At 37.4% G+C, this 19,210-nt stretch carries 20 protein-coding genes; 7 read left to right on the top strand and 13 right to left on the bottom strand.

All coding sequences use genetic code 11. The annotated features are described in order from the left end of the window. Positions 1-408: 408 nt before the first annotated feature. Entirely contained in the window at positions 409-588 is a 180-nt protein-coding gene (locus tag ACR65M_RS16380; RefSeq protein ID WP_121449594.1) for an H-type small acid-soluble spore protein, read from the bottom strand. Between the two features lie 124 nt (positions 589-712). Between ACR65M_RS16380 and ACR65M_RS16375 the strand changes: the two genes are divergently transcribed. Both ACR65M_RS16375 and ACR65M_RS16370 read left to right on the top strand, forming a co-directional pair. Beyond that, positions 713-961, top strand: coding sequence for an atypical membrane-integrating protein (Mistic protein) (locus tag ACR65M_RS16375; RefSeq protein ID WP_341330542.1), 249 nt, complete (start codon positions 713-715; stop codon positions 959-961). 21 nt (positions 962-982) lie between these two features. After that, the gene (locus ACR65M_RS16370) at positions 983-1,975 is read left to right on the top strand and encodes a potassium channel family protein (protein WP_341330541.1); all 993 of its coding nucleotides are present in this window, start codon (positions 983-985) and stop codon (positions 1,973-1,975) included. A gap of 42 nt (positions 1,976-2,017) precedes the next feature. Here the strand turns inward: ACR65M_RS16370 and ACR65M_RS16365 are convergent, their stop codons facing one another. From ACR65M_RS16365 to ACR65M_RS16345, 5 genes are all read right to left on the bottom strand, one after another. Continuing rightward, entirely contained in the window at positions 2,018-3,364 is a 1,347-nt protein-coding gene (locus tag ACR65M_RS16365) for a glucose-6-phosphate isomerase (RefSeq protein WP_341330540.1), read from the bottom strand. Between the two features lie 453 nt (positions 3,365-3,817). Continuing rightward, positions 3,818-4,981 carry an iron-containing alcohol dehydrogenase gene (locus tag ACR65M_RS16360; protein WP_341330539.1) on the bottom strand — a complete coding sequence of 388 codons (1,164 nt, stop codon included), beginning with the start codon at positions 4,979-4,981 and terminating at the stop codon, positions 3,818-3,820. Between the two features lie 135 nt (positions 4,982-5,116). After that, positions 5,117-5,503, bottom strand: coding sequence for a S1 domain-containing post-transcriptional regulator GSP13 (gene yugI / locus ACR65M_RS16355; RefSeq protein ID WP_121449589.1), 387 nt, complete (start codon positions 5,501-5,503; stop codon positions 5,117-5,119). Positions 5,504-5,792: 289 nt separating this feature from the next. Continuing rightward, positions 5,793-6,962, bottom strand: a complete 1,170-nt coding sequence (locus tag ACR65M_RS16350) for an aminotransferase (protein WP_341330538.1) — start codon at positions 6,960-6,962, stop codon at positions 5,793-5,795. Then, a complete protein-coding gene (locus tag ACR65M_RS16345; RefSeq protein WP_099361766.1) occupies positions 6,959-7,459 on the bottom strand; it encodes an Lrp/AsnC family transcriptional regulator in 501 nt (166 codons plus the stop codon). The genes ACR65M_RS16350 and ACR65M_RS16345 overlap by 4 nt, the downstream gene beginning before the upstream one ends. Before the next feature lie 165 nt (positions 7,460-7,624). Between ACR65M_RS16345 and ACR65M_RS16340 the strand changes: the two genes are divergently transcribed. Next, entirely contained in the window at positions 7,625-8,428 is an 804-nt protein-coding gene (locus ACR65M_RS16340) for an alpha/beta fold hydrolase (RefSeq protein ID WP_341330537.1), read from the top strand. Positions 8,429-9,241: 813 nt separating this feature from the next. Here the strand turns inward: ACR65M_RS16340 and ACR65M_RS16335 are convergent. After that, positions 9,242-9,502, bottom strand: a complete 261-nt coding sequence (locus tag ACR65M_RS16335) for a DUF1871 family protein (RefSeq protein WP_121446170.1) — start codon at positions 9,500-9,502, stop codon at positions 9,242-9,244. Between the two features lie 14 nt (positions 9,503-9,516). Further along, positions 9,517-9,726: a hypothetical protein gene (locus ACR65M_RS16330; protein ID WP_341330535.1), complete on the bottom strand. Its 210-nt coding sequence runs from the start codon at positions 9,724-9,726 to the stop codon at positions 9,517-9,519. 135 nt (positions 9,727-9,861) lie between these two features. Between ACR65M_RS16330 and kapB the strand changes: the two genes are divergently transcribed. After that, the gene (gene kapB, locus ACR65M_RS16325) at positions 9,862-10,245 is read left to right on the top strand and encodes a kinase-associated lipoprotein KapB (protein WP_341330534.1); all 384 of its coding nucleotides are present in this window, start codon (positions 9,862-9,864) and stop codon (positions 10,243-10,245) included. Positions 10,246-10,407: 162 nt separating this feature from the next. Here the strand turns inward: kapB and ACR65M_RS16320 are convergent, their stop codons facing one another. Together ACR65M_RS16320 and kapD are read right to left on the bottom strand one after the other, a co-directional pair. Continuing rightward, on the bottom strand, positions 10,408-11,730 hold the full coding sequence (locus tag ACR65M_RS16320) for a C40 family peptidase (protein ID WP_440273818.1): 1,323 nt from the start codon (positions 11,728-11,730) through the stop codon (positions 10,408-10,410). Between the two features lie 132 nt (positions 11,731-11,862). Beyond that, a complete protein-coding gene (gene kapD, locus ACR65M_RS16315) occupies positions 11,863-12,486 on the bottom strand; it encodes a 3'-5' exonuclease KapD (protein WP_121446173.1) in 624 nt (207 codons plus the stop codon). Positions 12,487-12,915: 429 nt separating this feature from the next. Between kapD and ACR65M_RS16310 the strand changes: the two genes are divergently transcribed. Beyond that, complete coding sequence (locus tag ACR65M_RS16310; protein ID WP_440273819.1) at positions 12,916-14,097, top strand: MFS transporter; 1,182 nt, start codon at positions 12,916-12,918, stop codon at positions 14,095-14,097. A 162-nt stretch (positions 14,098-14,259) separates the two neighbouring features. Continuing rightward, a complete protein-coding gene (locus tag ACR65M_RS16305) occupies positions 14,260-16,128 on the top strand; it encodes a transglycosylase domain-containing protein (RefSeq protein ID WP_440273817.1) in 1,869 nt (622 codons plus the stop codon). Positions 16,129-16,141: 13 nt separating this feature from the next. Here ACR65M_RS16305 and ACR65M_RS16300 read toward each other — a convergent pair whose 3' ends face one another. Further along, entirely contained in the window at positions 16,142-16,699 is a 558-nt protein-coding gene (locus ACR65M_RS16300) for a DUF5366 family protein (RefSeq protein WP_440273816.1), read from the bottom strand. 116 nt (positions 16,700-16,815) lie between these two features. On the opposite strand from ACR65M_RS16300, the gene ACR65M_RS16295 reads away from it, so the two are divergent. Continuing rightward, on the top strand, positions 16,816-17,385 hold the full coding sequence (locus ACR65M_RS16295) for a hypothetical protein (RefSeq protein WP_440273815.1): 570 nt from the start codon (positions 16,816-16,818) through the stop codon (positions 17,383-17,385). 28 nt (positions 17,386-17,413) lie between these two features. On the opposite strand, the gene ACR65M_RS16290 is transcribed toward ACR65M_RS16295, so the two are convergent. Both ACR65M_RS16290 and ACR65M_RS16285 read right to left on the bottom strand, forming a co-directional pair. Beyond that, positions 17,414-17,638, bottom strand: coding sequence for a hypothetical protein (locus tag ACR65M_RS16290; protein ID WP_440273814.1), 225 nt, complete (start codon positions 17,636-17,638; stop codon positions 17,414-17,416). A gap of 113 nt (positions 17,639-17,751) precedes the next feature. Continuing rightward, on the bottom strand, positions 17,752-18,996 hold the full coding sequence (locus ACR65M_RS16285; RefSeq protein WP_341330528.1) for a cation:proton antiporter: 1,245 nt from the start codon (positions 18,994-18,996) through the stop codon (positions 17,752-17,754). Positions 18,997-19,210: the final 214 nt, after the last annotated feature.

The following is a 19,210-nucleotide window of genomic DNA, read 5'->3' as shown; positions in this document are numbered from 1 at the left end:
ATATTATGCAGAAAATTCGTCAAAAGTGTACATATTTAAACAATCACTTTTGTACATTCTTAGGTTAGCATTTATAGAATGACAGGAGAATTCGGACTCAGTAACCTGAAAACTCTACGGTGAGTCCGAATACAAGGGGTTTTCTGACAGACTCAACCAGAAACTTATCCCCTGTGTCTGTATGTTAGCCTCATTCGGACTCTGTGAACCTGAAAACCCTACGGTGAGTCCGAATACAAGGGTTTTCTGACAGCCTTAACATGTAATTTGTACTCTATGTAAGAATTCTAGGCTCATTTACTCTGAGCACCAGTTACCTCTAAATCAAGACACTATGCCCGGATGATTCAGACAGAGTAACACCAGGTTACACCAACTAAACTCAACCGGCTCAAAAGACTTATGTACTTACATTTCCTCTAATTCAGCTACTGGGACAATATTTTTTTCATGCTCCCTACCTCTTAGGTGTACTGTGCACATATTCCCCTGCTCATCACAGCTATCAATCCATACTGAAGTACCTTGATAATGAACGGTTACTTCATTTGATGAAGATAAGATTTGCTTTGCTCTACGAATATCCATTCTACTCACTCCAAATTAATATTTTCTTCCCTCCAATAGTTTCCGAATTTCTAGGAAATTTATGCAAAGATAGCAAGTTTTTGAACACACTATATAGGAAAGGACCAAGGATAGGAGTAAACGTATGAAGCTTAATGAAAATGAGAAGAAGACACTTAGTGATTCGATTGATCGGTTAAATGAAGGCATAGATGTTGTCATTCAGTTATACAATGAGGCAGAAGAAGACAAGCCCCTGATTGAATTTGATCAAGAAGTTATTGAAGCCATTGAAAAAGCGAAGGAAACCTTTGGAGAAGAGGAGATTACTCGTAGGATTAATACAATTATAAAAGAGATCTTTGCCTTTCTACCAAAAGAGGAAAAAAAATAGATGTAAAAAGGAGTGGAGTGTTTGTTAACAAGTATCTTAGCTTCCTTTTTTAAGCGCTTTTTGATAGCCAAGCTCGTTGGGATTGTTTTATTAGTCATCATCATCTTTGGCTCCATTATTCACTTAATTGAGCCCGAAAACTTTCCAACCGTTTTCGATGGGGTTTGGTGGTCGATTGTCACCGCTGCAACAGTAGGGTACGGTGACTATACTCCAACTTCATTAATAGGAAGAATTGTGGGGATGTTTCTTATCTTTATCGGTGCTGGCATTGTAACCCGGTATTTCGCTGCAATTTCAACTGCAACCTTCGTTACCCAAAATGCATACCTTGAAGGCACGTCAGGATTCCACGGAAAAAAACACATAATTATCATTGGATGGAATGAACGTGTAAGGGAAACCATTTCGTTTCTTAAAGCTCCAGGTTCAGCAACTGAAATTTTGTTAATTGATGATTCCTTAGAAAAGAACCCGATGCCTGGCAATCATTTTCATTTTATTAAAGGGGATCCGACTCGTGATGAAACATTAAAACAAGCAAATGTTCAGAATGCAGATATGGTCTTAGTTACTGCCGACCAAGGCAAGGATGAAGTACATGCTGATATGCTAACCATCCTGACACTACTCGCGATAAAAGGGTTGAATCCAACGGTTTATACAATTGTAGAAATATTAACCACTCATCAGATTCAAAATGCAAAGCGTGGTGGTGCTGATGAAATTATCCAAACAAACCGGCTTTCAAGTTTGGTGATGGTCAATAGTATTTTTTCACATGGAGTGTCTGATGCATTACTGTCCATGTTGGTTGATTTAAAAGGTGTTAAACTTCAGTTTTTGGAAACTACTTTTGATTTAGTGGGACTGACTTTTCAAAAAGCGAGTGAAACTTTATTAAAGGAAGGAAAAATATTAATCGGAATTAAGCGAGGCGAAGAAATAACAATTAATCCTCCTCTTTCACTTGAAATACGAAAAAATGATCACATTCTAATTATAAAAAGTTAAAAGGGATTCTCCATTCGGGAATCCCTTTTACAATGATTCAGCTTATAAGCGTTTTTCTAGTTCAGCCTTCTTCTCTTCATAGCCAGGCTTACCTAATAGTGCAAACATATTTACTTTATATGCTTCTACACCAGGTTGGTCGAATGGATTTACACCTAAGAGGTATCCACTCATCGCGCATGCTTTTTCAAAGAAGTACACAAGGTATCCAAATGAATACTCGTCCATTTCTGGTACATGGACAATTAGATTTGGTACGCCTCCGTCTGTATGAGCAAGCATTGTACCTTCGAATGCTTTTTTATTAACAAAATCCACTGATTTTCCAGCTAAATAATTTAATCCATCTAAATCATTGTCTTCAGCTTCAACAATTAATTCATGACGGGATTTCTCGATATTAATGACTGTTTCAAATAAATCACGTCGTCCTTCTTGAACATATTGTCCAAGTGAATGGAGGTCTGTTGAGAAGTTTGCTGATGATGGGTAAATTCCTTTTTGGTCTTTCCCTTCACTTTCGCCAAACAATTGCTTCCACCATTCAGAGAAATATTGAAGACCTGGTTCATAGTTGATTAGCATTTCAATTGTTTTGCCTTTGTTGTATAGTGCATTACGAACCGCAGCATATTGGTAAGCAGCGTTTTCTTCAAGCTCTGATTTAGAGAAATCAACACTTGCTGCTTGTGCACCCTTCATCATTTCTTCAATATTTGCACCACTTACGGCAATCGGAAGTAGTCCAACAGCTGTTAAAACAGAGTAACGGCCACCAACATCATCAGGAATAACGAAGGATTCATAGCCTTCTTCAGTTGCTAAAGTTTTTAATGCGCCACGTGCTTTGTCAGTTGTTGCAAAGATACGGCCACGTGCTTCTTCTTTTCCGTATTTTTCAATTAACATTTTACGGAAGATACGGAAGGCTAGTGCTGGTTCAGTTGTTGTTCCAGATTTAGAAATGACGTTAATTGAATAATCCTTACCTTCAAGTAAGTCCATAAGGTCTTTCATATATGTAGAACTGATATTGTTCCCTACAAATACGATTTGTGGGGTTTTACGCTGTTCCTTTGTTAGGGAATTATAGAAGGAGTGGTTTAACCAATCAATAGCTGCTTTAGCACCAAGATAAGAACCACCGATACCAATTACTAGTAAAATGTCAGAATCTGATTTGATTTTTTCAGCACTTTTTTGAATGCGTGAAAATTCTTCTTTGTCATATTCGGAAGGAAGGTCTACCCATCCTAAGAAATCACTACCTGCGCCTGTTTTTTCATGTATAGAATGGTGTGCGACCTTAACCGCATCACGTAGATATGTAATTTCATGTTCTCCAAAAAAAGTTAATGCTTTTGAATAATCGAAACGAACATGTGTCATTATTAATACCTCCACCCTTTAATTTTCAATGCCTCTTTTCACTGTAACCAAACTTTTCTGTTAAATCAAGACCGCCGGCTTACTGTAAGCGTAACCATTGAAAAAATAATTAAAGCAAATCTTCCTTGGCATATTTGCGCCCGATTTTTAGGCCCACGTGGGTCATAAAGAAGTTGCCACAAGCAGTGGTGTTCTTAGTCTTTGAACTTACTGCGAGATACAGTGAAGCTTCAATCAGTAGAAATTATTCTGCCGTTTGTTAGTTGAACCAATCGGGCATTTACTGGTAGTTGCCCTTCATGGGGGCTTAGCACCAGTTAATTACAGAAAAAACTCCCATCGAAAAATAGTGGCTTCCGCCGATAGCTTTAACTTTATATAGCCATGGGGGTGAATAAAGTTAAAAGGCTCACACATGTAGTATGAGCCTTTTTCACAGTTTATAACGATCAATTATAGAGATGCTTTTAGTATTTCAAGCGAATCTTGTTTGCCTAATAGTTTAAAGCGACCAAATTCACCGAATACAACTGTTTTGTCAGCCATTAGTTCAAGGTTTTCTTCACCAATGTCGTAATCTGCCAATCTTGATGGTGCACCGATGCTGCTCCAAAATTCTCTTAGCTTTTCGATCCCTTCAAGTGCTACTTCACGTTCCGTTTTTCCTTCAGTATCGACTTCAAAGACACGAACCGCCAATTGCTTGAAACGGTCTACATTTTCATCCAGAACATGCTTCATCCAATTCGGGAATAGGATCGCAAGTCCACCACCATGAGGAATATCATAAACAGCGGATACGGCATGTTCAATATTATGTGTAGCCCAATCCCCACTATATCCCATGTTTAACATTTTATTTAGTGCAAGCGTTCCATTAAGCATAATGGTTGCTCTGTAATCATAATTTTCTAAGTCATTAATTAGTTTTGGCGCCGTTTCAATGACCGTCTTTAGTATAGACTCACACCATCTATCTTGGGTTAATGTGTTAGGTTCATGATGGAAATAATGTTCCAACACATGTGACATCATATCCACCATTCCATACACCGTTTGATCCTTTGGCAGTGAATATGTATAAACTGGATCTAATATTGAAAACTTTGGAAACACCGCAGCGCTTCCCCATCCATATTTTTCATTCGTTTCCCAATTTGTAATGACAGATCCTGAATTCATTTCTGAACCTGTCGCAGCTATTGTTAAAACTGTTCCTAAAGGTAGAGCGTCAGTAGCCACTGCTTTTCGAGACATAAAATCCCATACATCACCATCATATTTTACGCCCACTGCAATTGCTTTTGTACAGTCAATAACACTTCCACCGCCCACAGCGAGCAAAAACTCAATGCCTTCCTTACGGCAAATTTCGATTCCTTTTCTGACTGTAGACAAACGAGGATTGGGTTCTACTCCAGAAAACTCGTGTACCTCTGCCCCTATTTCATTTAATTGGTCAATGACTTGGTCGTACAAACCATTTCTCTTGATACTACCGCCACCATATATAAGCAATACTTTTTTTCCGTACTGGGGTATTTCAGTTTTAAGTTCTTGTACCTGACCTTTACCAAAGATAAGCTTAGTTGGGTTGTAATATGTAAAGTTTTCCAAAATTATCGCCTCCTGTAAAAAATTATGGCAATGTTACAACATGTTGTAAAGCAGTTTGCTCTTAACATTATCTTCTATTTTTCTTTATATATGTAAAAAAAGAGGCTATTCAGTGAATGCCTCTTTTTCTGGTTCTTAGTTAAAATTCGATTGTTCAATCCACTCTTCAAGCTTATCCTTTAAAGTGTTGAAACCTTGAGGGCTTTCAGCATTTGCTGGTTGTGCTTGTGCTGGACGTTTTTTTGGCTTAGCAGTTCTTTGTGCCGGCTTTTCTGGTGCTTCCTCAGTTGCACGAATTGATAGACCGATTTTTCCTGCTCCTTCATCAATAGATAAAATCTTTACATTTACTTCATCGCCAACTTTAACATGTTCGTTAATATCTTTAACAAAACCATGAGTTACTTCTGAAATATGAACTAAACCTTGTGTATTTTCGTCTAAAGCAACAAATGCTCCATAAGGTTGAATTCCTGTAATCTTACCCTTAACAACACTTCCTACTTCGAATTTTTCTGTCATGCTACCCAACTCCTAAAACTTTAGTTTACATACCTTTTATATACGCAATAAATAATTATAACACAGAATGGCCATTTATTCAAAAAAAGAACCTTTTCGCTTTTAGAGTTACCATTTCGAGATGAAATTATGAAAGAGGTAATATTTATCATTTCGATAATAGCGGGATCTGTGCGGTGTTTAAAATAGGTGATTATTGGAGATACTACTTTCAAAGGCTTTCTAGTATTCCCCTTTTGTATGTAGGACAAAACCAAAATTGGTTTTGTCCATTTTTTTATACAGTTTTTTATAAAAGATTGTTGTTTTTCAAGAATCGGCCCATTCGTTTGACTGCTTCTTGGAGTTGCTCTAGTGAGGATGCATATGAGCAGCGAATAAACCCTTCACCACTTTCACCGAATACATTACCAGGGACAACTGCTACCCTTTCCTCCATTAGTAAACGATGCGCAAATTCCTCAGATGATAATCTTGTTGCTTTTATAGACGGAAATGCATAGAAAGCACCGCCTGGCATATGACAAGTTAGTCCAATTTCCTGTAACGAAGATACAAAAAAGTTTCTACGCTGACGATAGCTTTTTCTCATATATTCTACATCTGAATGTCCATTTCGAAGTGCTTCGATTGCTCCGTACTGAGCCATAGTCGAAGCACACATCATTGTATATTGATGAATTTTCAACATTGCTTCCGAAATTTCCCTTGGAGCAGCAGAATAACCTAAGCGCCATCCAGTCATAGCAAAACCCTTTGAAAATCCAGATACCAGGATTGTGCGCTCAAACATCCCAGGGATACTTGAAAAACTTGTATATTTGCCTTCGTAGGAAAGCTCAGCATAAATCTCATCTGAAATCACAAGTAGATCGTGCTTTTCCACAATTTTAGCAATTGCTTCAAGTTCTTCCTTCTTCAACATAGTTCCTGTTGGATTATTTGGAGAACAAATAATAATGGCCTTTGTACGTTCTGTTACTACTTTTTCTATTTCTTCTGGCTGTAGCTTAAATTCATTTTCAGGTCTAGTGTGTACAGGGATTGGAACTCCACCTGCAAGCGAAACGATTGGGCTGTACGCAACAAAGGTTGGTTCTACAATGATAACTTCATCACCTGGGTCGACAATTGCACGCAATGCCAAATCAATTGCTTGGCTTCCGCCAACCGTCACAATAACCTCATTTTCAGGAGTATATTTCACCCCAAATGACCTATGTAAATAAGCTGAAATTTCCTGTCGTAGTTCAAGAAGTCCTGCATTTCCAGTGTAAGATGTAATTCCTGACTCGATAGATTGGATGCTTGCTTCCCGAATTGACCAAGGTGTTACAAAATCAGGTTCACCCACACCCAACGAGATGACACCTTCCATCGTTACCGCTAAATCAAAGAATCGACGGATTCCGGAAGGTTGTAATTCTTGAACTTTTTTAGAAAGGTACTGAGAAGTCATGGTGTCACCACAATCCGTTTGTCATCTTCACCTTGATCAAAAATAGTTCCATCATGTTTGTATTTTTTCAAAATAAAATGTGTTGTAGTCGAAAGAACAGAATCAAGTGTTGAAAGCTTTTCAGATACGAAAGAACCAACTTCCGACATCGTTTTACCTTCAATTACCACAGATAAATCATATGCACCAGACATTAAATAAACCGATTTTACTTCTTTAAAATGATAGATGCGTTTAGCAATTTCATCAAAGCCTACACCCTTTTTCGGGGTTACCTTGACATCAATCATAGCTGTTACACCTTCATGACCTTCAACTTTCTTCCAGTCAACGATTGTGTTATACTCCACAATAATCTTTTGATCTTCAAGTTTTTGAATAATGCCATCGACTTCATCAACACTTTTGCCAACTAATTTTGCAATTGTTTCCACAGGAAGTCGTCCGTTGTTTTCAATTATCTCAAGTATTTCAATTTCATTTTCCTGTAACTGCATAATGGTCACTCCTAGTAATTTGAAATGAATTTTTGTCATTTATTATATCAGATAAATGAATAGTATATTGAATTATTTTATATTCATTCGAAATTTTATGAGTTTTTCTATCCCCTTAGGTAAAAATAGGGATAAATCAATAGTGTAGGATGTGGACGTTTATCAATGGATACGATACAAATTAAAGGAGTAAATCTTCATTATGAGTTATACCAACATAATAAAAAGAAGCCCGTTCTTGTCATGTTGCACGGTTTTTTATCATCCTCATTTAGCTTTCGAAGACTGATTCCCTTTTTAGAGGAAGAGTATACCATCTTATCAATTGACCTTCCCCCTTTTGGGAAAAGTGAAAAATCGACTAGCTTTACATATTCCTATTCAAATATCGCGTATGTGGTATGTGACTTGATTCGGTCTTTTCATTTTTCAAAAGTGAATTTAGTTGGCCATTCGATGGGTGGACAAATATGTCTATACATTGCAAAGCAAGCACCTGATTTAGTAGATAAATTAATACTGTTGTGCAGTTCAGGCTATATGAAACGAATGCCAAAGTCTTTAATCTATTCTTCCTATCTTCCCTATTTTCATTTTATTGTAAAAAGGAAGCTAGCTAAGCAAGGGGTATTACATAATTTACGTAATGTCGTGCATAACCATGAGCTCATTGACCAAGAAATGATTGATGGATATACAGAGCCCTTTATGGATAACCGAATTTTTATGGGATTAACACGAATGATTCGCCATCGTGAGGGAGATTTACCGTCTGAGGAATTAAAAAAGATCAAGCATCCTGTCTTATTAATTTGGGGAGAAAAAGATCGAGTCGTTCCAATTTCTGTAGGAAAAAGGCTTCATCAGGACCTGCCTAATTCTAGTTTTGTTGCCATTAAGAATACAGGACATTTGGTTCCGGAAGAATGTCCTGAGAAGGTATCCGAATATATTTCACAGTTTATCTAGCTGTTCTAGGTCCAATCCCCTTTCATCACGTCTATGAAGGGGATTGGGTACCTCTATTCCCACTCATTTCCTCTTCATCACGTCTATGAAGGGGATTGGGTGCGGCTTTTCCCACTCATTTCCTCGTCATTAGGTCTATGAAGGGGATTGGGTGCGGCAATCCCCACTCGTTTCCTCTTCATCGAGTCTATGAAGGGGATTGAGCGCGGCAATCCCCACTCATTTCCTCTTCATTAGGTCTATGAAGGGGACTGAGCGCGGCAATCCCCACTCGTTTCCTCTTCATCGCGTCTATGAAGGGGGTTTGGTGCGGCTTTTCCCACTCATTTCCTCTTCATCACGTCTATGAAGGGGATTGGGTACCACTATTCCCACTCATTTCCTCTTCATTAGGTCTATGAAGGGGATTGGGTGCGGCTTTTCCCACTCATTTCCTCTTCATTAGGTCTATGAAGGGGATTGGGTGCGGCAATCCCCACTCATTTCCTCTTCATCACGTCTATGAAGGGGATTGGGTGTGGCTATTTCCACTCATTTCCTCTTCATCGAGTCTATGAAGGGGATTGGGTACCTCTATTCCCACTCATTTCCTCTTCATCACGTCTATGAAGGGGGTTTGGTGCGGCTTTTCCCACTCATTTCCTCTTCATCGCGTCTATGAAGGGGATTTGTAACATAAGTTTCCGCTCCAGTCCTCTTCTTCACGTCTATGAAGGGTAAACCAAGAGAGCCAATATTCCTCCTCGTCCAAATCAGCAATGACCCGTACAAAACAAATTTAATAAACAAAAAAGATGGGTTGCCCCATCTTTTTTACAGTTCGCACGTTGCATTATTTAAAATGGCTAAGAGTTTCACAGCCATTTTCTCACACTCTTTTAGCGGGATGACTTCCTCAAAAGAGAATTCAAAAATAGACTGTATTTTTCTTGCTAATTTACTTGGATTATCAAATTGATGGGCTGCCTGTAAAACATCCACCGCTTCTGTTTCATAGGAACCGACTCCATAACCTAGTGGATCCCATTCTTGCAGCACAATCATAATTTGTAAATTGGCCTGTTGATTTTCCATAGAATCACCTAAAATTACTTCGTGAGATTGTTTTTGTCATGTTTTATTAATTGCTTCTCTAGTTCCTCAGCTTTCGCTTGTTCTTTTTTCGAATGCTTGATAAATAAACGGAACACAATAAACGCAACAATTAAGCAAATAACAGTGGTTATTGCAGCTGGAATATATTCTGTTTTATCCTCAGGGAAATATAGAAACAGGTTTAATACTGGTAAAAGCAGCATTCCTACACACCTTTCAACCTAGAATGATAGCTTTTTACATTATAACACAAACCTAAGACGTGTTATAAGATGCTTGTTCGAATGACGTCGGTTATAATGGATAGAGTTATAAATATGCAGAAGGAGTGATTTGAAATGTCTGATGAATTTAAAGTTGGTGACATTGTAACTGGAATTTATAAGACTGGAAAATATATTGGAGAAATTACAGCAATTAAGCCTGAGCATTATCTTGTAAAGGTAAAGGCTGTCTTAAAGCATCCAATGCAAGGGGACATTCATTCACCGAAGGATGTTCATGTTCCACTTTTTCAAGAACGGAGAGCACTTGCATTTAACGAGCAGACAAATGTTCCGAAAAAGATGGTACGTCATTACACAGAGGACGTTCCAGAATATAAATCCTCATTAAGAGAAGCAGTGGAAAAAGCAAAAAATGATTTAGAAGCTGAAGGAACAGAATGGGCACTGCGCAGTCTTGAAAACATGAACGTGTTGGAGAAGGATTATTTTAAATAAGTCATTCCAGTTGAATTTTGGGCTAATGACCATCAAATTTATTTATTGTCCGTAAATTTATTTTATCGGCCATATTTTTATCTTATCGGCCATAAATCACAATTATTGGCCGAAAACATAGAAAACCTACGGATTAAATTGTTCCGTAGGTTTTTCTATTTTTTAGTAAACCCGCTTGGCTCCTACATAGTATTTGGACCAATACGTATTATCCATCGAAACAACGTCTATTCCCTTTGAGGATGTGGCGGAAATAAATTTGTTATTCCCTACATAAAAGCCAACATGGGAGATTCGGCCTGTATCATTGACCGCAAAAAACACGAGGTCTCCCTGTTGTAAATTTGATTTAGAGACAGGCGAACCCATCGTATAATAGCCTGCTGAGGTGGTTCTTGGGATGTCAATTCCATGCCGTGCATGCATAAAAGAAACGAAACCAGAACAATCAAATCCTGCTGTTGTCGTTCCTCCCCACAGGTACGGAATTCCTACAAAGTTATAAGAGTCATTCACTAAATCTTGAAGCACCTGCTCACGATTTTGTGTTCCTTGTTCAGCTTGAGCAGTCCCACTCACATTTAAAACTTGTCCAATTGAAAGTGTATCTGTTGCCAGATTATTGATGCTTTTAAGCTCTGTCACACTCATATTATAAGTTCGAGAAATTCCATACAAGGTATCTCCTGCTTTTACAGTATATGTAGCACTTGCTACATTTTGCTGTGGGGCTTTCGCTGTAGTTCCTAGTTGTAATTTTTGTCCCACATATAGCATCGATGATGTTAAGTTATTATTTTTCATGATTTGGTCAACCGTTGTGTTAGCACGCTGGGCTATCGAATACAAAGAATCCCCTGGTTGCACAGTATAAGTGTTGCCTTGTATTTGAGTAGTCTGAGGTGCAGTACCGATTACTTGTAGGGTTTGTCCCACATGGATGGTGTTTGAAGTTAGATTATTTAATTGCTTTATTTGATCAACACTCATGTTATAAGAATTAGCAATGGAGTAAAGTGTGTCTCCACGGGTTACCGTATACGTTGCTGTCTTTTGTGGAGGTTTGGCCTCACTAATTACAAGTGTTTGTCCTGGGTAGATCATATCACCAGTTAAATGGTTCAATTGTTTTACCTGGGACACGGTTAAATTGTATTGTTTTGCAATTCCATATAGTGTTTCACCGTTTGCAACCGTATGTGTTGTTTGGGTACTTGCTTGGTTATTGCTCGCTGCTTCTACTTTAGAGGATTGGTGTCCTCCCACTAAAGTAATTGTAGCGATTACCATTGTCCCCATCATGACTTTTACGATATTCGGATTTAGGGTAGGGACTTTTTCTTTGAGGTACATTCGAATGCTTTCGTTTAGATGAAGCTTTTTTCCATGTTCCGGTATACCAATTTCACTTGAAAATTCCTCCAACTGGGGATCTATATATAAACATACAGTTTGTGGATTTTCTATTTTATGGCCAATAAACATAATGCATCCCTCCTTTTGAAATTAGGATATCCTAACGGGATGCGATTATTTTTCAAATCAATTGTAAAAATTCGACAGTGCTTTCAAATGATAAAAATAAAAACCAATTCACTTGATTAGCGAATTGGTTTTTTATAATGCAAACTTATTTAATACTTTCGAGAAATCCACTCGATCGCCGATAGTTGTTGGCTCGGGTCTGGCTAAATAGCGTTTATCATTTTCGACTAATTTGAATATATTAAAGGTTGTAAGTGCGTCATCGAGGGCACAATGATGTTTGCCTGTCCCTTCTTTGCCGTACTCTTGAACCGCCTTCCAAAGACCTGTCTGATTTTGGTCCCCAAAAAAGCGTTTATATTCCATGGACAAGTCCCTTTGCTTTCCTTTAAAAGGAAAAGGAATTCCAGCCCGTTGAGAATTATGGCGCAATACCTTCATATCCATATTTCCCCATGTGATGATGGTACTAGATGAATGATTTTCATACCCTGCGAGCTTATTAACCAACTCCTGAAATGTGATACCATGATCGACTTGCTCTTGAGAAATGTTTAAAAAGGATTTACATCGTTCTGTTAATGTAGGAAATTTTATTGGTTTCACATATGATGAGTATTGTTCGATTATTTTTTGGTTTCTCACGCAAACAAGGCCAACTTCAATAATCTCGGGGTAAAATCCTTGTGGGTTGTTTTTTTTCTCTGGCATAGTAAATTCAAAATCAATAAACAAGTATTGATGCTGATTATCCACTCCTTAACCTCCTTTGTCATATCAGTCTATTAATATGAAATACTACCTTTACAATACAAAACCGACGAACATCTTTTAAATATTATAGCACGGTTTACTGCATTTTTCAGAATATATTTATAATATATATGCTATTTCTCCTTAACTATATTCAAACGGGCTTTGGGCCCGTTTGAATATAATTATAGCCTCCGGCGGATGCCATGATTTTTCAGAGGAAATTTTCGAACTTAAGATCAAAGAATAAGAACGCCACTTCCTGTGGGAACGTCTTTGTGACCCACATCCTGTGGGCCTAAAAAATCAGGCGCAAATACGGCAAGGCGTATTTGATTAAGTAACAATAATATTCTATAATATTTAGTAAGTCGAAATATTCGAGTTAAGAAGGTGTTTCCGATTCAAACAGCAAAGCGAAATCTTTTGATCATGTGGTTTGCCAATTTCTTTGTTGCTGCAAGTGCTACAATGATAATGCCATTTCTCTCTTTATACATCGAAACATTTGGTGATTATTCAGATAGCTTTGTACAACGGTGGGCTGGATTAGTTTTTGCAGCAACCTTTGTTACGGCTTTTTTTATTTCACCGATATGGGGACGTTTTGGTGATCGAAATGGCTATAAAAAAATTCTTATCATTACAGGCATTGGTATTGCCGTTAGTATTTTTTTAATGGGCTATGTGCACTCTGTAAAGCAATTATTTTTCTTAAGACTCTTCATGGGTGCTGTGACAGGTTTTATTCCAACCTCCCTTGCCCTCATTTCTGCACAAACTCCTAAAGAAATTGCCGGAAAAACGTTAGGAACACTTCAAATGGGAAATGTGTCAGGCGCATTATTCGGCCCTTTATTAGGTGGATTGCTTGCAGATGCAGTCGGTTTCCAATATACCTTTGTCCTTACTGCAATCGTCATTTTAGGGGCAGTCGGACTCGTTGCTATTGGTATTAAAGAGGTACGGACCAATGAAACAAGTACTACTGCAAAAAAGTATACACGCAAAGAGGTTTTAATCCATATTCTCAGACATCCTGTTTTACTAACTATTATGCTTATCTCAACACTCATCCAAGTCGCTAATTTTAGTATTCAGCCCTTACTTGCATTATATGTCACGCATTTAACAGACAGTAGTAATATTGTGTTTTTAGCTGGAATGGCATTTTCCGCGACCGGTTTTGGAAATTTATTATTTACGAGACAATGGGGTAAAGTCGGTGACCGCATTGGTCATGAAAAAATCCTAACATTCCTCTTGCTTGCGTCCTCGATAATGTTTATTCCGCAAGGACTCGTAACCGAATTATGGCAGCTTGTGGTTTGCCGATTTTTATTTGGTATGGCGGTTGGAGGGCTCATTCCTTGCATGACTGCGTATATCCGTCAGGTTGCACCACTTTCTATGCAAGGCGAAGTTCAGGGCTATAATGTAAGTTTTCGGTTTTTAGGTAATGTTATCGGTCCGATCTCTGGTGGAATTCTTAGTGGATTTTTCGGAATTTCTACTGTCTTTTTCGTAACAAGTGGCCTTTTTTTAACCGGTGCTATAATCTTATGGCTAAGTGTTGTTCGGCATTCTCAAAAATCAACTCAACAAGCTGCTTAAACAGATGGCGATTGCCATCTGTTTTAATTTTATCCGTGGGTGTAAGCATCCGGTGGATGCAACAATTTTTCATAGCATGCTTGAAAAAATCGGGCGCAAATACGCCAAGGCGCATTTGATTATATATAATAATAGTATAACTTTTTGAGAGAGTGTTAGATTATGAGAAGACAAACAGGATACATTATCACTTTTTTCCTTTTTCTATTGTTTTTGTTTGTACTATTCCAATTGACTGGAGAATTGAAAGTTGCAAAAAGTTTTCCAGCTGTGCTGGATGAAAAAATCCCAATTAATAAAGTTGTGTTACCACAAACAAGTTACATAACTGATCGAACTGGAAATGTTATTTCAGAGATTCATCATAGTGAGAATCGGCTCACTCTCACTAAGGACGAGATTCCGCAAATTGTGAAGGAATTGTTTATTACTATTGAAGATCAGCATTTTTATGAGCATTTAGGCTTTGATATATCCGGAATAAGCAGGGCTGCTCTTGTTAACTTACAAAATGATTCTATTGACCAAGGTGGAAGTACACTTACGCAGCAGCTAGCAAGAAATCTCTATTTAACCAACGAAAAAACCTATAACCGAAAGTTAAGTGAGCTTTTGTATTCGTACCAACTTGAGCGGAACCTTTCTAAAGAAGAAATAATAACATTGTACATAAATGCAATATATTTTCAAAATGGGGCATATGGGATTGAAACTGCTTCTCAGCTTTATTTTAATCAATCCATCAAAGATGTTTCACTTGCGAAAATTGCCTTTTTATGTGCCATACCAAATAATCCCTCACTTTATAATCCAGTTACGCATTTTTCAAATACTAAAGAAAGACAAGAGCGAATTTTACTTAACTTAGTCGATGCAGGCAAAATCACAAAAGAGGAATATGAAAAAGCCATACATGAACCAATCGAACTTACAAAAAAGGAGAACATTATCGACCGGTATCCTGATTATACAACCTATATTTATCAAGAGTTTGAGGAATTAATTGCTGAAAAAGAAGGATTTAATCAAAAAATAAATTCAATATCTTCAATTACTGAAAAAGAAAAACTGCAGAAAGAATTAGATACTAAGGTAGCAGAAATTCTTAAATCTGGGATCATCATCGAAACAGCATTGAATCCTACAATACAGGAAGCCGCTATCCATTCCGTAAAACGATATTTACCAAACGCAAACGTTCAAGGTGCTGCTGCAGTTATCGAACATGGCAGGAATCAACTTGTCGCGATTGTTGGGGGGAAAAATTACGAAAAGTTTTCCTTTCACCGTGCATACCAAGCATTCCGTCAACCTGGCTCAGCGATTAAACCATTGCTTGTTTATGCACCTTATCTTGATCAAACCGGTTCCTCTATCTCACAGACTATTAATGCAAACAATTATTGCAAGAACGGATATTGCCCGCGAAATTATGGCGGTGGCCAGTATGGAAATGTTAGTTTACAAACGGCTTTCAAGTATTCCTATAATACCCCTGCCGTTCGACTGTTTGAAAAGGTTGGGGTTGAGAATGGTTTCAAGTATTTAGATAAACTTAACTTTTCAAAGGTGGTAAAAGAAGACCACCATTTACCCGCGGCCATTGGCGGTTTTACATACGGAATGTCCCCTTTAGAAATGACAAATGCATTTGCAACATTTGCAAATAATGGTGAATTTATTCAAGCTCGTAGAATTACGAGGGTAACTGATTTACAAGGAAAGATCCTATATGAATGGAAGGAACAACCTTCACCGGTTTGGAGTCCTTCAGCTAATCAAAAGGTAAAGTCATTACTTGAGGACGTAGTAAAATCTGGAACAGCTAAAGAAGCGAATTTTTCAAGTGATTATATTGGTGGGAAAACAGGAACCACAAATGATGTAAAAGATCTATGGTTTGTCGGATTAACCGAAAAATACACAGCTGGTGTATGGGTTGGGCATGATCAAAACAAAAGCATTTACTATATGGAATCAAGCAAACCGCAAATTTATATATGGAAGGATATTATGAAGGCGAGCCAATAATTGGCTCGCTTTTTTAGATTGGTAAGCTAGCGATAATACTGTTGTATAACCGTATACATACATAGGTTACCGTCATAAAAAACGTGAACCAGCTTAGTGTATGAAAAAAGACTAATCCAATTAATCCACCGAAAGTTAAGGTGTCCTGAATTTTATAGACGAAAAAAATAAAATATCCAAGAGTTGCAAGTAACAGGACAATGACGATGCCATAAAAGTACTGGACAAAAGCAAGTGAAACCGTACCTCCAAAAAGATAGAAGAAGGAACCTACTCGGATTTTTGGTAAACTCTCTCCATTACTGTCCCTCGTGAAAAACAAAAGAGAAAGTTCAAGCAATGTATTCGAGATTAATTTTAAAGCGGCAAATATCATGAAATAAATCAGGAAAAACACAAAAAAAATCGCAAAATTAATCCAGGTTGGGGAGAAAAACTCCTGCATGCCACGGTAAATACCAATTTGCTTAAGTAGCTCTAATGTATTCAATTCCGTCAAAACCGCAAAAGAGACACTAAAAAGGATAATAGAAATAAGCGGAAAGTAACTCGTAAAATATGTATTCTTCATTTTCAATTCCTCATATCAATACTTCACTGTGTTGTTCTTTTCGATTTTAGTGGTAAATCTCTTTTTTGTAAATACATATAGAGTAAGGACTACTATTCTGAGAAAAGAGGGGTTAGATGAAAAAAGGGTTATTCTTTTTAATACTTATCTGTTGTTTTGCTTTTTTCACCTTCTTAAGTACGGCAGGTGCTTCTGGTGAATCAGATTTCACAAAAGCGGTTAATGAGAAATTGAAGGAAATAAATTATTATGCGGAAGGTTCTGCTGATGTGATTAATACCATTACAAAGGAAGCAGAAATTACAAAAGTCATCACCGCGGATGATCCAAGCACAGAGAAAAATGAAGAAGAAATTGATACGTATAAAGCAAATGTTGTCGTAGGGCACGTAGCATATAAATTAAAACGCGATAGCATTTTTTATATTCAAAAACATGAATTCTTTTATTATGATACAGAAAACCAAGAATTCCTAATGCTTTCAAATTTCCCTGATGATCAAGAAATCGCTGCACTATACGATGATTATATGAATGCTGGTTATGAAGCTGGTATTTCATTAACCTCGAATTTATTATTTAGTTTATTTATTCTCTTGGCTCTTCTTGGATGTCCTATCTTAATTATGATGTTCCATAATAAGGCTATTCCGGTTCCAATGGTAAGAAATAACAGTACGTTTTAGGATGAGATGCTTTTTGTCCCATCCTTTTTTATTTTCGATGTTCAATCCGAATGTATTCACGGGGTTTGAACTTTGGATAGACCGTGGTTTCCTCAGTTTGTGTAGAATCAATTGTTTGTATTTGAAATTGCTGCTGGCTATCGATTTGTTCTTCTACGATATATTCTCTCTTCGTTTGGTCGTGAATCACCCACGCTATAGTAAACAAGAAGGCAAAAATCGCAATTGCCACAATTCCTTTTTTTACATTCACAAAACTCACCTCTTGCTACTAGCATTTATTATAAAAAGAGGTTTTATACAAACTTTTAAAAAAAAATGAGACATGGGTTAAACCCATGTCCCTCTTTCATTAACATTTAATTGTTAGAAGCCTACACTTTTTTTGGTTTCAATTTGGTTTCCATCCGTTTCTGTTTTCATCAAGAGCTTGATAAGTGGAGGCGTTACCAGTGTTGTCGCGATTACGACAATAATCGCTGAACTGAAGAGATCATTTGAAATGATGCCTCTTTCAATACCAATCATCGCAATGATTAATCCCACTTCACCACGGGCAACCATTCCTGCCCCAATACCGAATGAGCTTGATGTACTAAACTTAGCGACTTTAGCCCCTAATGCACCACCTAGAACTTTACCTACGATTGCAACAAGAGCTAATAGAATGCTAAACCAGAGGATTTCTGGGTTAACTTCTCTAAAGTTTGCAACCAGTCCAATGTTCACAAAGAAAAGTGGTACAAAAAATGGATAACTGAAGGTTTCCACTTTATGTGTCATTTCCTCACTTTGCGGTGTTAAGCTAAGCATTAGACCACAAACATAGGAACCAACGATTCCTGCAACTCCAAAGACCTCTCCCATATATGCGAATAACAACGCAACAATTACAGCAAATGATAGTACAGTTTGTGAAACGTTAAAGCGTTGGAAAACTTTTAATAATTTTGGTAATACAAAATAACCGATTGCAATTGCTAGGACAAAGAAGAGAGCGATTTTAACAAGTAATATTAAAATAGAACTGATTCCGCCTGCACCTGCTGCACCACCGGCCATTAATCCTAAAACGGCTGATAAGATAATAATACCTAAAACATCATCAAGGACAGCTGCACCTAAGATGGTAACCCCTTCTCTTGATTTTAACTTACCTAATTCCCGTAATGTCTGAACAGAAATACTTACACTCGTCGCAACCAATAAGACACCCATATAGATAGCTACGGTTGTATCAAATCCAAAAGCAATCGATAATCCCATTCCACCTAAGAATGGTAAAATGACCCCTCCGATAGCTACGGATGTAGATGCAAATGCATTTTTCTTAAATTCTTTCAGGTCTGTCTCAAGCCCCGCTAAAAACATTAATAGAATTACCCCAACCTCAGCCAATTCACTAATTAATTCATTCGGGTGGATGATTCCTAATAAGGAAGGACCTAGTATAATTCCGACTAATAGTTTTCCAAAAACAGAAGGTTGTCCGATTTTGGTACTGAGATGCCCTACCAATTTTACTGCAAAAACGATGATTGCCAATTCAAATAAAAAATAAAAACCACTAGCTTCCTGAACGGAAGTAACAATAGAATCCCAGATATTCATAAAATTATATAGTTAAGGCAAAACCTTAACCTCCTCCTTTCACACTGTACTTTATTACACTACTAACATATCACAAAATTCTATCTAAATGCTAGAATCTAAATATAGGACATAAGTTTGATAGCATACAAGCTTTCTCAAGTTAACTTGAAACAATAATATTTTCTAAAAAAGAACTATAAGCACTATTTTTACTATCATTTTAAAAACTTTT

It is taken from the genome of Ferdinandcohnia sp. SAFN-114 (assembly GCF_059415045.1).
Note: the sequence above shows the minus strand (reverse complement) of the source record. Positions and strands in the feature narration are given on the sequence as shown.

Excerpts from the sequence above, each read along its gene's own strand:
- kapB (WP_341330534.1), top strand. The coding sequence starts at position 9,862 with ATGTCTGATGAATTTAAAGTTGGTGACATTGTAACTGGAATTTATAAG.
- ACR65M_RS16335 (WP_121446170.1), bottom strand. The coding sequence starts at position 9,502 with ATGGAAAATCAACAGGCCAATTTACAAATTATGATTGTGCTGCAAGAA.
- ACR65M_RS16320 (WP_440273818.1), bottom strand. The coding sequence starts at position 11,730 with ATGTTTATTGGCCATAAAATAGAAAATCCACAAACTGTATGTTTATAT.
- ACR65M_RS16300 (WP_440273816.1), bottom strand. The coding sequence starts at position 16,699 with ATGAAGAATACATATTTTACGAGTTACTTTCCGCTTATTTCTATTATC.
- ACR65M_RS16365 (WP_341330540.1), bottom strand. The coding sequence starts at position 3,364 with ATGACACATGTTCGTTTCGATTATTCAAAAGCATTAACTTTTTTTGGA.
- ACR65M_RS16305 (WP_440273817.1), top strand. The coding sequence starts at position 14,260 with ATGAGAAGACAAACAGGATACATTATCACTTTTTTCCTTTTTCTATTG.
- ACR65M_RS16350 (WP_341330538.1), bottom strand. The coding sequence starts at position 6,962 with ATGACTTCTCAGTACCTTTCTAAAAAAGTTCAAGAATTACAACCTTCC.
- ACR65M_RS16330 (WP_341330535.1), bottom strand. The coding sequence starts at position 9,726 with ATGCTGCTTTTACCAGTATTAAACCTGTTTCTATATTTCCCTGAGGAT.
- ACR65M_RS16295 (WP_440273815.1), top strand. The coding sequence starts at position 16,816 with ATGAAAAAAGGGTTATTCTTTTTAATACTTATCTGTTGTTTTGCTTTT.
- ACR65M_RS16340 (WP_341330537.1), top strand. The coding sequence starts at position 7,625 with ATGGATACGATACAAATTAAAGGAGTAAATCTTCATTATGAGTTATAC.
- ACR65M_RS16380 (WP_121449594.1), bottom strand. The coding sequence starts at position 588 with ATGGATATTCGTAGAGCAAAGCAAATCTTATCTTCATCAAATGAAGTA.
- ACR65M_RS16375 (WP_341330542.1), top strand. The coding sequence starts at position 713 with ATGAAGCTTAATGAAAATGAGAAGAAGACACTTAGTGATTCGATTGAT.
- yugI (WP_121449589.1), bottom strand. The coding sequence starts at position 5,503 with ATGACAGAAAAATTCGAAGTAGGAAGTGTTGTTAAGGGTAAGATTACA.
- ACR65M_RS16310 (WP_440273819.1), top strand. The coding sequence starts at position 12,916 with ATGTGGTTTGCCAATTTCTTTGTTGCTGCAAGTGCTACAATGATAATG.
- ACR65M_RS16285 (WP_341330528.1), bottom strand. The coding sequence starts at position 18,996 with ATGAATATCTGGGATTCTATTGTTACTTCCGTTCAGGAAGCTAGTGGT.
- ACR65M_RS16345 (WP_099361766.1), bottom strand. The coding sequence starts at position 7,459 with ATGCAGTTACAGGAAAATGAAATTGAAATACTTGAGATAATTGAAAAC.